13 protein-coding genes are annotated in these 14,195 nt (G+C 39.3%); 8 read left to right on the top strand and 5 right to left on the bottom strand.

Annotated elements, in window-relative coordinates:
* Positions 1 to 31: 31 nt before the first annotated feature.
* A complete protein-coding gene (locus J8L73_RS14640) occupies positions 32 to 1,066 on the top strand; it encodes a phospholipase A (protein ID WP_211000953.1) in 1,035 nt (344 codons plus the stop codon).
* 69 nt (positions 1,067 to 1,135) lie between these two features.
* Here J8L73_RS14640 and J8L73_RS14645 read toward each other — a convergent pair whose 3' ends face one another.
* A complete protein-coding gene (locus J8L73_RS14645) occupies positions 1,136 to 2,029 on the bottom strand; it encodes a bifunctional GNAT family N-acetyltransferase/hotdog fold thioesterase (protein ID WP_211018152.1) in 894 nt (297 codons plus the stop codon).
* 225 nt (positions 2,030 to 2,254) lie between these two features.
* Between J8L73_RS14645 and J8L73_RS14650 the strand changes: the two genes are divergently transcribed.
* Entirely contained in the window at positions 2,255 to 2,968 is a 714-nt protein-coding gene (locus tag J8L73_RS14650) for an SAM-dependent methyltransferase (RefSeq protein WP_211000955.1), read from the top strand.
* Here the strand turns inward: J8L73_RS14650 and dtd are convergent.
* Both dtd and J8L73_RS14660 read right to left on the bottom strand, forming a co-directional pair.
* Positions 2,965 to 3,402 (bottom strand): D-aminoacyl-tRNA deacylase, encoded by a 438-nt coding sequence (dtd, locus tag J8L73_RS14655; RefSeq protein WP_211000956.1) that lies wholly within the window; start codon positions 3,400 to 3,402, stop codon positions 2,965 to 2,967. The two genes, J8L73_RS14650 and dtd, sit on opposite strands and share 4 nt — an antisense overlap.
* The gene (locus J8L73_RS14660) at positions 3,403 to 4,305 is read right to left on the bottom strand and encodes a virulence factor BrkB family protein (RefSeq protein WP_211018154.1); all 903 of its coding nucleotides are present in this window, start codon (positions 4,303 to 4,305) and stop codon (positions 3,403 to 3,405) included.
* An 85-nt stretch (positions 4,306 to 4,390) separates the two neighbouring features.
* Between J8L73_RS14660 and J8L73_RS14665 the strand changes: the two genes are divergently transcribed.
* From J8L73_RS14665 to J8L73_RS14675, 3 genes are all read left to right on the top strand, one after another.
* Complete coding sequence (locus J8L73_RS14665; RefSeq protein WP_211018156.1) at positions 4,391 to 5,047, top strand: DUF2959 domain-containing protein; 657 nt, start codon at positions 4,391 to 4,393, stop codon at positions 5,045 to 5,047.
* Positions 5,048 to 5,177: 130 nt separating this feature from the next.
* Positions 5,178 to 6,269: an MBL fold metallo-hydrolase gene (locus J8L73_RS14670; RefSeq protein ID WP_211018172.1), complete on the top strand. Its 1,092-nt coding sequence runs from the start codon at positions 5,178 to 5,180 to the stop codon at positions 6,267 to 6,269.
* Positions 6,270 to 6,324: 55 nt separating this feature from the next.
* Positions 6,325 to 7,053 (top strand): CBM9 family sugar-binding protein, encoded by a 729-nt coding sequence (locus J8L73_RS14675; RefSeq protein WP_211018157.1) that lies wholly within the window; start codon positions 6,325 to 6,327, stop codon positions 7,051 to 7,053.
* A 193-nt stretch (positions 7,054 to 7,246) separates the two neighbouring features.
* Here J8L73_RS14675 and J8L73_RS14680 read toward each other — a convergent pair whose 3' ends face one another.
* Together J8L73_RS14680 and typA are read right to left on the bottom strand one after the other, a co-directional pair.
* Positions 7,247 to 7,969, bottom strand: coding sequence for a hypothetical protein (locus J8L73_RS14680; protein ID WP_211018159.1), 723 nt, complete (start codon positions 7,967 to 7,969; stop codon positions 7,247 to 7,249).
* 699 nt (positions 7,970 to 8,668) lie between these two features.
* Complete coding sequence (gene typA, locus J8L73_RS14685) at positions 8,669 to 10,492, bottom strand: translational GTPase TypA (protein ID WP_211000961.1); 1,824 nt, start codon at positions 10,490 to 10,492, stop codon at positions 8,669 to 8,671.
* Positions 10,493 to 10,999: 507 nt separating this feature from the next.
* On the opposite strand from typA, the gene glnA reads away from it, so the two are divergent.
* The 3 genes from glnA (at position 11,000) to glnL (ending at position 14,194) form a co-directional block, all read left to right on the top strand.
* Complete coding sequence (gene glnA, locus J8L73_RS14690) at positions 11,000 to 12,406, top strand: glutamate--ammonia ligase (protein ID WP_211000962.1); 1,407 nt, start codon at positions 11,000 to 11,002, stop codon at positions 12,404 to 12,406.
* 111 nt (positions 12,407 to 12,517) lie between these two features.
* Positions 12,518 to 13,039 (top strand): DUF4124 domain-containing protein, encoded by a 522-nt coding sequence (locus J8L73_RS14695; protein ID WP_211018161.1) that lies wholly within the window; start codon positions 12,518 to 12,520, stop codon positions 13,037 to 13,039.
* A gap of 84 nt (positions 13,040 to 13,123) precedes the next feature.
* A complete protein-coding gene (gene glnL, locus J8L73_RS14700; RefSeq protein WP_211000964.1) occupies positions 13,124 to 14,194 on the top strand; it encodes a nitrogen regulation protein NR(II) in 1,071 nt (356 codons plus the stop codon).
* The last annotated feature ends 1 nt before the right edge of the window (position 14,195 follow it).

Here is a 14,195-nt window from a genome sequence, read left to right on the forward strand (position 1 = left end):
ACCTATCCACAACACTCACAAAGGAAATACAATGAGCTGGCGCTACTGGATCACACTTACGGCTTTACTCAGCACTCCCTCTTTTGCCCAAGAAGAAGTAACTGAAAATGAGCAAACAGACGACATCGAGCTTGTTAAACAATGTATTTTAAACGAAGTAATAGGTGGCGACGGTGAACAAACCTTAGATCAACTACGTAATAAATGCTCATCTCTTGAAGAAGACAAACAGCTTACCGCACTTGATAAACGCCAAGCTCGCGAGGAAGTTAGCAAAAAAAATCGCAATGTAATTACACCTCACAAACGTAACTATATTTTACCTCTGTCTTACGTATCGCACCCTAACGACCGCCCGTTTGATGGCTTTGACGAATTAACCGATGAGCAAGATGGCGAACCACTTGATAATCTAGAAGCCAAATATCAGCTTTCTATTAAGGTGCCGCTTTATGATGATTTTGCCGACGACGATCAATCCATCTTTTTTGGCTTTACTTTACAATCATATTGGCAAATATATAACTCAGAAATTTCTTCTCCATTTCGTGAAACGAATTACGAACCAGAAATTTTTTGGGTAAATTACCTCGACGAAGAAAATGTACTTTGGGGTGATGAAATGGCTATTACTCTTGGCCTTTCGCATCAATCAAATGGCCGTAGCCAACCTAACTCTCGTTCATGGAACCGCATTTACGCCAACTTTGTTTGGGAAAATCGCGGCTTTGTATTTAGCTTTAAGCCTTGGTACCGAATAGCTGAAGATGAAAAAGAAGATCCATTAGAAGCCGATGGCGATGATAACCCAGATATTTACAAATACATGGGTTACTTTGAATTTAGCGGTGCGTATCGTTATCACGATCATGAGTTTAGCTTTATGACTCGTAATAACTTAAATTCAGATAATCGTGGGGCTATTCAGCTAGATTGGTCTTTTCCAATGTGGGGGCGTTTACGTGGTTATGCCCAATACTTTAATGGCTACGGTGAGAGCTTAATTGATTACAATGCTGATATTGAGCGAATAGGTGTAGGTATATTATTAACTGATTTGTTATAAAATCAGCCTATAAAAAAGCCAAGCCTTAATTATTAAGTGCTTGGCTTTTTTGTAATTAAAGGCTCGCTATTACTTTTTAATGGCAAACACACCTTCAAACTCTGCAACAACGTTGTCGCCATCAAAAATAGTAACTGGCACAACGTAACTTGTTTTACCATCGTTTTCTAAGTCGCTAAGTTTACCTTTACATGCCTGCAAATCTACGCATCCTCTAGGGTCGGTATTAAGCGGTTTTAAGTACTTAATGCTCGCATCAGCTAGTACAATATTACCTTCAATTCCAGCCTCTTTAAGTGCTAAATAAGTTGCTCCCCAACCCGTTAATGTAGCCAAACTATAAATAGAGCCTGCAAACATCGTGTTGTGAAGGTTTAAATTAGCATCTAAATCTGCACTTGTTGTAAACTGCCAATCTGTATAACTTTCTACCCTAATCCCCATCGCATCACTAATCGGAATTGACTCACGCCAAATATTTTGTAGCACTTGAGTCCAATCTGGGTGGCGAAACCAGCCCGGCTCACTGGGCTTTTGTTTAACCATTTTGTAATGCTGCACATCCCCATATGCTAGGTGGGCTTTCTCTTGCAATTCATACCCATGGCGCTTATAAAACTCCAGCGCACGCTCACGTGCAAATAAAACAAGTTCGCCTGCGTTTTGTGTCCACGCTATTTTTTCTAGTTCATGAAGTAAGCGGCTACCAATATGCTGATTACGATTCCCCTCAGCAACAGCCATGTAACGTACCTGTGCTTGCTCGTGGTTATTAAAGTGTAAACGCGCAACACCGAGTACATCACCCTCGTTATTTTTTATAAAGCGATGCTCAGAGTCTTGTTCCATATCGTCTTGTTCAGAACCTCGAGGTTCACCCCAAGGCGCACGTAATACTTCCCAGCGCAATCGATAATACGCTTGCCAATCTTCACTACTTTGCGGTGTACTTACCTGAAACATATTTACTCCTGTTGTTAGCCGTAAATAAAAAATAAAGGCTACGGCATGAAATCCAACTGAAAAACCTTTAAATGTGTGTTCTGGATATTTTTACATTCAAAAATTAAAGATTAAGTTGGTTGGGATTATTATGGTAAATACCATACTCCATCTTTTAAACACTGCCAATACGACTTTGGTAAGCGAATACAAAATAACTGTTTTACCCTTTGGGGCAGCTAGTTTATGCTAAACGTTATGAGCGATTTTATAAACCCTTCAACGGGTGTAGTTAGTAGCCACTTTATTAGCCACAGTCAAGATATTGGGCAACTAGTTTATTGGCATAAATACGCAGGCGATCACATACAAGTGCGCCAGTATGAGCAGCTGCGTTGGCTGCTGATTAACGATACTTTGCAATCGGTGATAGAACTAAACAATCCACAGCAGCTGCTATTTCCACATTTAACCTATTTGGCTAAGCAGTGGCAAACCTTAGCGCCGCCAAAACGCGTACTAGAACTTGGCCTTGGCGGCGGTGCCATACGTAATTACCTACAACACACTTACCCGCGAGCGCAGGTAACATCAGTTGAAAAAAATGCTGATATAATTGCCTGCTACACAGATTTTTTTGCTCTTAAAAGCCAAAGTGATGTACAGTGTGATGACGCGCAAAATGTGCTTAGCAAAGCGCATAACAATGACTGGATTATTCTTGATTTATTCAGCCAAATAGATGCACCACGATTCTTATTTGAACATGCGTTTTATCAAAAAATATATAACGCGCTCAACGGTGATGGCATGCTATTTATTAACTTTTTATCACAACATGAGTCGCAATTAATCCAGTTACAGCAGTTACTATTGGATGTGTTTGGGGTAAAAGTAAGCCCGCATAAAATAGCAGGCTTTGTTAATCATATCGTTATTGTGACTAAACGAGGTAATTAAACCGATAAGTTAAAAGTAACAGGTCCATCGTTACATAGACTCACTTGCATATCGGCGCCAAACTCACCGGTTGCAACGCTAATACCCTGTGCTTTAGCTTGAGTTACAAAGTACTCGTAAAGCGCGTTAGCTTGGCTTGGCGTAGCCGCCGATGAAAAACTAGGGCGCATGCCTTTTTTGGTATTAGCTGCCAATGTAAATTGCGAAACCACTAATAACTCACCACCTATATCTTTTAGGCTTAAATTCATTTTGTCGTTTTCGTCAGTAAAAATTCGATAATTACTAACCTTATGCAATAGTTTATCGGCTGCTTGCTCATCATCTGGTTTTTCTACACCTAATAACAATAAAATACCTTGGCTAATTTCACCTATAACTTGGTCATTAACTTCTACTTTGGCATTTTTTACACGTTGTATTAACCCTTGCATTTAGTGCGTATCCTTTAAGTGTGGCTCTTCTTCAAGTTCAATGTCTGGAGTATCTTCAATATCATTTGGGCTAATACACGCTGTAAATTCAGCGCCTAACAGCACAACAATCCAAGATAAATAAACCCATACAAACAATATTGGTATAGTTGCCACTGCACCGTAAATTACTTCATAAGATGGAAAGTGGCTTATATAAAGCGCAAACCCTTTTTTGGTTAACTCAAATAATATAGCGGCAAAAAGTGCGCCGGGTATAGCCGCTTTAATAGAAACAGGTGTATTAGGTACTAAAGTGTATAGCATTAAAAAACCAATCATCGAAAAACCATAAGGCACCAGCTTTAACAAAAAGCCGCTAAACCCAGGTATTCCCTGATCAGCAAACGACACTAAAGATACAATATACGAAGTAACACCGATACTTGCGCCAAGTAGTACAGGCCCTAGGCTTAATACCATCCAATACACTGCAAAAGAGATCATCATTGGGCGCTTTTTCTTGATTCGCCAAATCCGGTTTAGCGTGGCATCAACATTACGGATAAGCAGCAATGCAATAGCCGCTAAAAAGCCAATACCTACTGCTGTCATTTGATTAGCATTACCCGCAAAGGAGCTTATATGCTCTTTAATGACATCGGACGAAGTAGGTACAAAGTTAGTAAACAAAAAGCTCTCTATTTCCATACGAGTCGATTCAAACCCAGGAAACGCCGAAAAGATAGCGACACCTACTGCAATTAGCGGTATTAAAGAAAGTAGTGTTACGTAAGCAAGGTAACCTGCATTAACCGTTATCTGATCGTCTATACATCGATTTATATATTGCATCCACCAGCCGGGTTGCTGGCGCATAAAGGACTTAACTTGCTGTTTGTAATGGGAGAGCTTATCATTCATACAATTGACTTGTGCTTATCGAGTTTTGATTATAATAACAATCAGTACCACAATTTACAGCACTTACACGTAAATAGGGATCCAAATGAAAAAACAAACACTACTCAGCGCGTCTATGCTTGCACTTACGTTAGCATTATCGGGCTGCCAATCAGCTTACTACTCTGCAATGGAAAAAGTAGGTGTTCACAAACGTGACATCCTTATTGACCGCGTAGAAGAAACAAAAGACTCACAAGAAGAGTCGCAAGAAGAATTTAAATCTGCACTTGAGCGCCTAACTACATTAATAGATTTTAACGGCGGCGAACTGCAAGACACTTATAATCAGTTAAACGACGACTATGAGTCGAGCTTAGCAGCAGCAAATGACGTATCAAACAACATTGATAAAGTAGAAGACGTAGCTGAGGCACTATTTGACGAATGGAGCGACGAGCTAGAGCAATATAAAAGTGCTTCGCTTAAACGTGAAAGCAGTAAAAAGCTAGCCGCTACTCAGCGTCAATTTAGCCAGTTACTTAGCTCAATGCGCAGCGCAGAGAGCAAAATGGAGCCAGTACTAACGTCGCTACATGACAACGTTTTATATTTAAAACATAACTTAAATGCTCAAGCAGTAGCGGCAATAAAAGGTGAGTTCACCAACCTTAAACGTGATATTCAAGTACTCATGAATGACATGAACAAATCGATTGCCGATTCAAACAAGTTTATAGAGCAAATGAATAGCGCTGGCTAATTACTTTAAACCCGCTTACTAAGCCTGCACTATTGCAGGCTTTTTTGTTGTTACTTTTTGTTACCTTTGAATTATTCGTTAATCTGCTGTTGTTGTTATACTTTTACAAAATAATAATTAAATTATGACAATGAAACTAACCACTTTTAGCCTCATCACTACCTGTATGCTGCTGAGCGCGTGCCATACACCCAATCAAATTGAAGTAATTGCAGGGGAAGATACTATTACTCCACTGCATCAAGATGGCAAGCGTAAAGGACGCTTTCATAATCTTTATCCTGGTAAAAAAACTTACCCGACTACCTGCGAAGCCGACTGCTATCCAATGAGTCCTAAACTACAGTGCGAAACAGGCAGTGAAAACTGCCAATATATCGCTGAGCAAGTAGCGCCACAATTAAATACCAGATACACAGTGCGCTGGCTTGGCCATGCCGGATTTATGATCCGCACGCCTAACGGGGAACAAATAGTATTTGACCCGGTTAAGGAGCAGTATGACTCACCTGTTGATTTAGCATTTAGATTAGCTTCAGGGTTTTACAGGCAGCCCGGCGATTGGCTAACAAAAAGTGAACTTGAAAACTTAGACGCTGTGATGTACTCGCATATTCATTACGATCATTTTAATAAAGCCGATATAGAGGAGCTCGGTAATAACCCCCGTTATTTAACCCCACTGGGTATGGCCGACAACTTCCCTACTGGCGGGTTTAATATTAGCGAAATGGCTTGGTATGCAAAAACAAATATTAACGATTTAACTATTCATGCCTTACCTGCTCACCACTTTAGTAACCGCGTATTGGTGCCTTTTATTTATGAAGACAACGATAAAGACCTGTGGAATGGCTGGTTGCTTGAGCAAAATAACAAAACCTTATTTTTTGCCGGCGATACCGGCTACTCAAAACACTTTAAAGACATTCAACAAAAATATGGTGACATGGATATATGCTTAATGCCAATAGCGTCTTATTACAGTGAAGAGAGCCCTAATTGGTATCGATACGTGCACACAACACCAGAGGATGCACTAAACGCCGCAAACGATCTTAACTGTAAAGTAATGATACCGTGGGGATATGGTAACTCGAGCTGGAAAATGGGCGACCATACTAGCCACTCTGCCGTACTACGCTTATTACATATGGTAGAAAAAATGGATGCTAAAACACCCTTGTATATTTTAAACGAAGGCGACAGTATTTCACTGTAACTCCTTGCTTAACTGCTTTAGGATGATTGTTATATCAATATAAATTGAGAAATTCATGAAAAAACAAGCATTAGCGATAAGCTGTTTATTAAGTGCTCCAGTAATGGCTATTGATGTTGAACACACTGCAACCTCTATTACTATAGATGGCGTATCAGAAAGCGCCTGGGATAAAGCAGCTTGGCACGACATGCCATATTTAATGGATGGCACACTGCCATCATCAGACGCCGACTTTAAAGGGCGCTATCGCTTATTATGGGATGAAAACTATTTATATCTACAAGCCGATATTAGTGATGATGTATTAATAGATACGCACCCAGACCCAACTGTAAAATACTGGGATGACGACGCGCTAGAAATATTTATAGACAGTGATGCATCAGGTGGAAACCATCAATTTAATCACACTGCTTTGGCGTACCATATTGGCCTTGATAACCAAGCCGCCGATTATGGCCCTGATAAAAAAGCGCACTTGTATACCGATCATCTAGTAAGTAACTGGAAGCGTAACACTGCTGCACCTTTTAACATCACGTGGGAAGTAGCTATAAAGCTCTACCCCAATGACTACAAAGAAGACGCAGTAAATACACCCATTACACTTAGCGAAAAACAAATCATTGGCTTCATGCTCGCGTATTGCGATAACGATGGTAGTGACGTGCGCGAGCACTTTATGGGTTCGCACGAAGTACAGCCAGTAAATGGCGACAGAAACCGTGGATTTATAGACGCCGACGTATTTGGCAAAATCACTCTACTGCCAAAAAAGTAACCCCACCCAGAAATAAGTAGGTTGGGTTGAGCGCAGCGAAACCCAAGGAAAAATACCTACCAACAAGCATGTATGCTTTGCATTATCAGATGTTTCAGCTCTCTCTTTCTTCTCCTTGTGCAAAAGATCTTTAAGTAAATTATTCACAAAGAGGTTAAGAGGCGCTGCGCTTTGCAACGTATTTATCAAACCCCTAGTTTTGATTTAATTCCATAATAAGATGAGAATTTTTATCCATGAAACTAAGATATGAATCTCCGTAGTCAGTAAGACAATAACAACTACCATTTTTTTCAATTAAGCTAACTCGCATCGGGTAGGCTAAATAGTTAATTAGTTCAGTAGAGCCAAAAACTAAAGGAAAATTAGATTTAACTTTTTCATAAAAAATAGATACTTCTGACTCTGCTAATTTACCAGAGTTGTCTTTAAGTAATGTGAGTAAGTTGTATTGGGAACGGTATAAAACTCGGTTTAAATCTAAAAAATATATCCTCGCTTGAGTTAAAGACAGCTCTATTTCTAAAACTTCAATAGCTTTGTTTCCACTTAAACCAAGAGAACTTATATGACTTTGTATATTCTTTAAAATGTTCTTACTTGTTTTTGTTTCATTCTGAGATAATCTTGTTAAAAATTCTGTGGCGTCTTCTCCGGCGTGAGGCATCGTAGCTACTTTTTCTTGCTTATCTTCTAAATTATTAGCACCTTGCTTCGATTGTGTAAATTTTGCGGTAAAGCTTCCTGCAGAAAGTTCTGTAACATTATTACGATTAAAAAATCCATTTAGAAAACCAGATAATTTAGAACGTAACAAAAAGACTAAAGCCACTGACGCTAAAGGCCACGCAAGAACATCTACCAGATTTACAATTTCAGTTGCTGTCCAAATTAATTTGTCTACATTATTACCCATTAATAATCATATCCCTAATAACATGTAATCTAAAAGTTATGAAATATATCAGTAAGTTGGTTAAGCTTGAATGTAGTAAGAAAACAAGCCCATTGTACATTTTACTTAGTAAGAGACTGATAAATTTCATATTCAGCTACCAGCGTTTAAATAGAACTTCATTCTTATCTATATCGAACTGCTGTAGTGTGAAAGTTTCTGAAAATGGTTCTTTGATAGATGTATGCTCTACATATTTAACTTTACCAGTTACTTCACCGAGGTTATTGATGATGTCGTAACTATAACGTTCCTTCTGACCAAGGTGACCAGCTTCAAACCTCTTAGTAAACCGAAGTACATCACCGTCATTTAAATTTAGCTTTTTTCCAATCCATAATTATCTAAAACTCCCTCTTATTATCTGACCTGGAAAGAAATATAAAAATATATTACTTAGATCATCAGCGATACAAATTTATACCCTGATTAACTGATTTTATAGCTATGAATAGCATTTTTACTAATATTAAAACTTATCAGCACTGATTCTCAATAACAATATATTTATAGCTATGCTCCTTGAAAGTCTACTAACTAAACTGGTGCTAAAAATATCTTTAATCAAACTTTTTAGCCTATTTCATCCAACTAAACACAAAAAAGCCGCTGTATTTTGCAATACAGCGGCTTTTAAAATCATTTTTCTAAATTAATAGATTATGACTTAGGAGCACGACCCGCACGTTTACGCTCATTCTCAGTTAAATGACGTTTACGAATACGAATGTTCTCAGGTGTAACTTCTACTAGCTCATCATCAGCAATAAACTCAAGCGCTTGCTCAAGTGAATAGTTCAGATGCGGTGTAAGTGTTTGTGCTTCATCTGTACCAGATGCACGAACGTTAGTAAGTTGCTTACCTTTAAGTGCGTTAACTGTAAGGTCGTTATCACGGCTATGAATACCGATAACCATACCTTCATAAACTTCAACACCGTGACCGATGAATAAACGGCCGCGCTCTTGTAAGTTAAATAATGCGTTAGTAAGTGCTTTACCTGTTGCGTTTGCAATCATTACGCCGTTCTTACGAACACCTAGCTCACCACCTTTGTGCGGACCGTAGTGATCGAACGTGTGGTAAAGTAAGCCAGAACCTGACGTTAATGTCATGAACTCAGTTTGGAAACCGATTAAGCCACGGCTTGGGATCATAAAGTCCATACGCATACGGCCTTTACCATCTGGTGCCATGTCAGTAAGCTCACCTTTACGAAGACCAATTTGCTCCATGATAGAACCTTGGTGCTCTTCTTCACAGTCAATAGTTAGTGTTTCATATGGTTCTTCTAACACGCCATCAACAGTACGTAAGATTACTTCTGGACGAGATACAGCTAACTCGTAACCTTCACGACGCATGTTCTCGATTAAGATACCTAGGTGTAATTCACCACGACCTGATACGCGGAAGCTATCTGGGTTGTCAGTATCTGCAACACGAAGTGCTACGTTGTGCACTAATTCTTTGTCTAAACGCTCACGAATATTACGTGATGTTACAAACTTACCTTCTTTGCCACAAAAAGGAGAGTTGTTTACAGAGAACGTCATTGTTACTGTCGGCTCATCAACACTTAGTGGTGGCAATGCTTCAACGTTGTTAGGACAACAAAGCGTATCTGAAATCTTAAGCTCGCCTAGACCTGTTACAGTAACGATGTTACCAGCATAAGCTTTATCAGTGTCGATACGCTCAAGGCCTAAGTAGCTTTGTACTGAACCAATTTTACCGTTACGAGTTGTGCCATCAGCACTGATAACCGTAACTTGTTGGTTAGTCTCAACAGAACCGCGTTTAATACGGCCAATACCAATTACACCTTTATACGAGTTGTAATCAAGCTGAGAGATTTGCATTTGGAAGTCACCTTCAGGATCTGCATCCGGTGGTGATACTTCGTCAACGATCATCTTAAACATAGGTTCCATGTTATCTGATGGCTCGTCTAAATCTAGCGTTGCCCAACCATTAATAGCTGATGCGTAGATTACTTTAAAGTCTAACTGTTCGTCAGTTGCACCAAGATTGTCGAATAAATCAAAGATTTGATCCATAACCCAATCTGGGCGTGCACCTGGCTTATCAATTTTATTGATAACGACGATTGGCTTTAAGCCTTGCGCGAATGCCTTTTGCGTAACGAAACGCGTTTGTGGCATTGGACCTTCTTGAGCATCAACAAGTAATAATACTGAGTCAGCCATCGAAAGTACGCGTTCAACTTCACCACCGAAATCGGCGTGTCCCGGGGTATCTACGATATTGATATGGTAGTCTTTCCAAGAGATAGCTGTGTTTTTAGCTAAAATGGTAATACCACGTTCTTTCTCAATGTCGTTTGAGTCCATCACACGCTCTTCGTTACCGCCGCGTGTTTCTAATGTACCTGATTGCTCAAGTAGTTTGTCAACCAATGTTGTTTTACCGTGGTCAACGTGCGCGATAATCGCTATATTTCTTAACTGTTCGATGCTCATATTTTTACTCAGAGAAATTAAATTCTCATTGATCCTGCAAGATCTACGCACTCATCCACGCTTTCGCGAGATGTCCCAGCATAGGATTTAAAAGGGCGCATATTATCCCTCATTAATGGTATGGATGAAAGTTTATCCAATATAAATTTGAAAACTTTCTCAATAATTTTACTAAGTATCTGTTTTTTATATGACAATTATATGAATTAAATTTCAGTTATTTTTTAAAAAACAGCATTTTTTGCTATTTGAGAGATATTTTTGGCACTCTTTTGCATTTAGGTTATGCTAATTCCAAGCGATTAAATTAGCAGCAAATTACACCCTGTAAATTTTGCACCAAAAGGGATTTTTTACGCACCAACTTGGTGCTTTTGCATATTCCATTTTGATGCAACTATAATTTTTCAATTCATAAACAGCTAGTTACAATCATGGCACAAAATCAGCTTACTAATTACCAAAGCAATTATGCAGCAATAATAAAACCCAATAGTTGGAGGACACATGTCACAATCGGTTTTAGATTTTATTAAAGAAAATGACGTTAAGTTCATTGATTTACGCTTTACTGACACTAAGGGTAAAGAACAACATGTATCTATTCCTCATCACCAAGTTGATGAAGACTTTTTTGAAGACGGTAAAATGTTCGACGGTTCTTCAATTGCAGGCTGGAAAGGCATTAACGAATCAGACATGGTGCTAATGCCAGTACCTGAGTCTGTAAAATTAGACCCATTCACAGAAGAAACAACACTAATTGTTCGTTGTGATGTTGTAGAGCCTTCTACACTACAAGGTTATGAGCGTGATCCACGTTCTGTTGCAAAACGCGCTGAAGACTACATGCGCTCTACTGGTATTGCAGATACTGTATTATTTGGCCCAGAGCCAGAGTTTTTCTTATTTGACGATGTTAAATACAAATCAGACATGTCAGGTTCTATGTACAAAATTGATGCTGTAGAAGCAGCATGGAACTCAGATAAAGATTACGAAGGCGGCAATACAGGCCACCGTCCTGGTGTTAAAGGCGGTTACTTCCCTTGTTCACCAGTTGATTCTTCACAAGATTGGCGCTCAGCTACCTGTTTAGTTCTTGAAGAATTAGGCCAAGTGGTAGAAGCACATCACCATGAAGTAGCAACAGCAGGTCAAAACGAAATCGCTACTCGCTTTAATACAATGGTATTAAAAGCAGATGAAATCCAAGAGATGAAATATGTTATTCATAACATGGCTCACCTTTACGGAAAAACAGCTACATTTATGCCTAAACCTGTTGTCGGTGATAATGGTTCTGGTATGCACTGTCACCAGTCTTTAGCTAAAGACGGTGTAAACTTATTTGCTGGCGACAAGTACGGTGGTCTTTCAGAAGACGCGCTTTACTACATTGGCGGTATTATTAAACATGCAAAAGCAATTAACGCTTTTGCAAACGCCTCTACTAACTCGTACAAACGTTTAGTACCAGGCTTTGAAGCACCAGTAATGCTTGCATACTCTGCACGTAACCGTTCTGCTTCAATCCGTATTCCAGTGGTTCCTTCTGAAAAAGGTCGTCGTATTGAAGTACGCTTCCCAGATCCAACAGCTAACCCATACCTTGCTTTCTCAGCAATGCTTATGGCTGGCCTTGACGGTATCAAAAACAAGATCCACCCTGGCGATGCAATGGATAAAGATTTATACGACCTTCCAGCGGAAGAAGCAGCAGAGATCCCAACTGTTGCAGCGTCACTTGACGAAGCACTATCTGCACTTAGTGCAGACCGTGAATTCTTAACGCAAGGTGGTGTATTCACTGATGACTTAATTGACGCTTACATTGGTCTTAAGTCTCAAGAAGTTGAAAAGCTTAACATGACAACTCACCCAGTTGAGTTCGAAATGTACTACAGCTGCTAATTTAGCTGTTAAAAAATGTGTGTTCTCAAGCCCGCTTTGCGGGCTTTTTTAATGGTAAAATTTATAAACTCCACTAGAGTTAAGTTACCGATAAAAATGCAGGGCTGCAGAGTGAATAACAAGATTTTATCACTATTAATTTCTTTAGGATTAAGTGATTGTAGTTATGCGGGTGAAAAAAAAATATACGCATGGAAAGATAAAAATGGCGTATTAGTGTTCTCTGACACACCCCACAAAGGCGCTACTGAGGTAAAGCTCACAAGTCAAAATCTTAATATGCCTGCACCTAGTAATAACGTTTTTAACGAGCCAACCCAACCTCAGCAAGCGGCGTTTAAAATTGCCATTTCCTCGCCTGAGCATAACCAAACTATACGTGAAAATACCGGTAGTGTTTATGTTACTAGCCGAATAACTCCACGCTTTGAAAGTGGTTTTACTATTCAACTTTTTATTGATGGCAAAGCGAGTGGTCCCTCGAGTGATAGCTCAACCTTTGCAATCAGAAATGTAGAAAGAGGCGAGCACACACTTCAACTAAAACTGTTTAACAGTAAAAACCAAATTATTGCCACTAGCCAGCCATGTATATTTTTTATGCATCGAAAAGGGTTAAACCTTGGCAAGTAAACTGTGGCTTTACTTAATAGGTGCTGTAGGTATTTGAGTGAAATGACTTGCTTTTACATACCAACGCACTAAAGTGGTGCATTCATGATTGATAACAAAAATTTTAGCCCTGAGCTACTCGACGCTATTTGGCAAAACCAAACAACAGCTATCATGCTTCTTGATAAAAAGTTTAAGGTTGTTTATGCCAATACAAGTACCAGCGAGCTACTTGGGCTTGGTAACAAACGCTTACTAGATCAACCTTTTGATAGCCTTTTTAATTACCATTCGATTGATTTACAACGTATTGAACAATATTCATTAATTGAGGGTTTAGATTGCCAGCAACATAGAGCCGACGTGGTTTTCAGCGATTCTCGTCATGCCAAGGTTGCTGTAAGTACAAGGCAAATCAAGTTCAACAATACCTTATATATTTTATTTGAATGGCGTCAAACCGATGACGAAATAAAACACGACCAAGCCTCTAATCAAATGCATCAATATCAAGCTGCTCGTAATTTAATTAGAGGTCTGGCTCACGAAATTAAAAATCCTTTAGGCGGAATTCGCGGAGCGGCGCAGTTATTGCAGTATGAGGTTGATCAGCAAGAAAGAGATCAATGTGCCGAGCTCATTATTGAGCAAGCAGATAGATTGCGCGAATTAGTAGATAGGCTTTTAGGGCCAAACCAACTTCCGCAGAAATCTTACGGCAACATACATCAATCACTTGAGTCGGTTGTTAAGCTCAGTACGTTAGACAATTGCTCTAACATTAGTTTGGTTAAAGATTACGACCCGAGCATTCCTGATGTATTCATTGATCAAGGTAAAATACAACAAGTTGTATTAAACATTGTTCGTAATGCTCAACAGGCGCTTGTAGATGGCGGTGAAATAAAAATAAAAACCCGCATTAATCATCAACATCGTCGCCCTGGTAAAGCACCTAAAAAAGCCTTGATGATCCAAATATCTGATAACGGACCAGGCATTGATCCTAGTGTACGTGAAACGCTCTTCTACCCTATGATCACCAATAAAGAAGGTGGCTCGGGTTTAGGGCTCTCAATTGCACAAACGCTCATTGATCAGCATGATGGCTATATTGAATGTGATAGCTGGCCTGGCCATACTGAATTTAATATCTATCTGCCTTTTGCAGATTAAT

This window comes from Pseudoalteromonas sp. MMG006 (assembly GCF_018101025.1).
Lineage (GTDB): Bacteria > Pseudomonadota > Gammaproteobacteria > Enterobacterales > Alteromonadaceae > Pseudoalteromonas.

What these genes read in the sequence shown, in the direction of transcription:
- J8L73_RS14640 (WP_211000953.1), top strand. Translation starts at nt 32, where the DNA reads ATGAGCTGGCGCTACTGGATCACACTTACGGCTTTACTCAGCACTCCC.
- J8L73_RS14645 (WP_211018152.1), bottom strand. Translation starts at nt 2,029, where the DNA reads ATGTTTCAGGTAAGTACACCGCAAAGTAGTGAAGATTGGCAAGCGTAT.
- J8L73_RS14650 (WP_211000955.1), top strand. Translation starts at nt 2,255, where the DNA reads ATGCTAAACGTTATGAGCGATTTTATAAACCCTTCAACGGGTGTAGTT.
- dtd (WP_211000956.1), bottom strand. Translation starts at nt 3,402, where the DNA reads ATGCAAGGGTTAATACAACGTGTAAAAAATGCCAAAGTAGAAGTTAAT.
- J8L73_RS14660 (WP_211018154.1), bottom strand. Translation starts at nt 4,305, where the DNA reads ATGAATGATAAGCTCTCCCATTACAAACAGCAAGTTAAGTCCTTTATG.
- J8L73_RS14665 (WP_211018156.1), top strand. Translation starts at nt 4,391, where the DNA reads ATGAAAAAACAAACACTACTCAGCGCGTCTATGCTTGCACTTACGTTA.
- J8L73_RS14670 (WP_211018172.1), top strand. Translation starts at nt 5,178, where the DNA reads ATGAAACTAACCACTTTTAGCCTCATCACTACCTGTATGCTGCTGAGC.
- J8L73_RS14675 (WP_211018157.1), top strand. Translation starts at nt 6,325, where the DNA reads ATGAAAAAACAAGCATTAGCGATAAGCTGTTTATTAAGTGCTCCAGTA.
- J8L73_RS14680 (WP_211018159.1), bottom strand. Translation starts at nt 7,969, where the DNA reads ATGGGTAATAATGTAGACAAATTAATTTGGACAGCAACTGAAATTGTA.
- typA (WP_211000961.1), bottom strand. Translation starts at nt 10,492, where the DNA reads ATGAGCATCGAACAGTTAAGAAATATAGCGATTATCGCGCACGTTGAC.
- glnA (WP_211000962.1), top strand. Translation starts at nt 11,000, where the DNA reads ATGTCACAATCGGTTTTAGATTTTATTAAAGAAAATGACGTTAAGTTC.
- glnL (WP_211000964.1), top strand. Translation starts at nt 13,124, where the DNA reads ATGATTGATAACAAAAATTTTAGCCCTGAGCTACTCGACGCTATTTGG.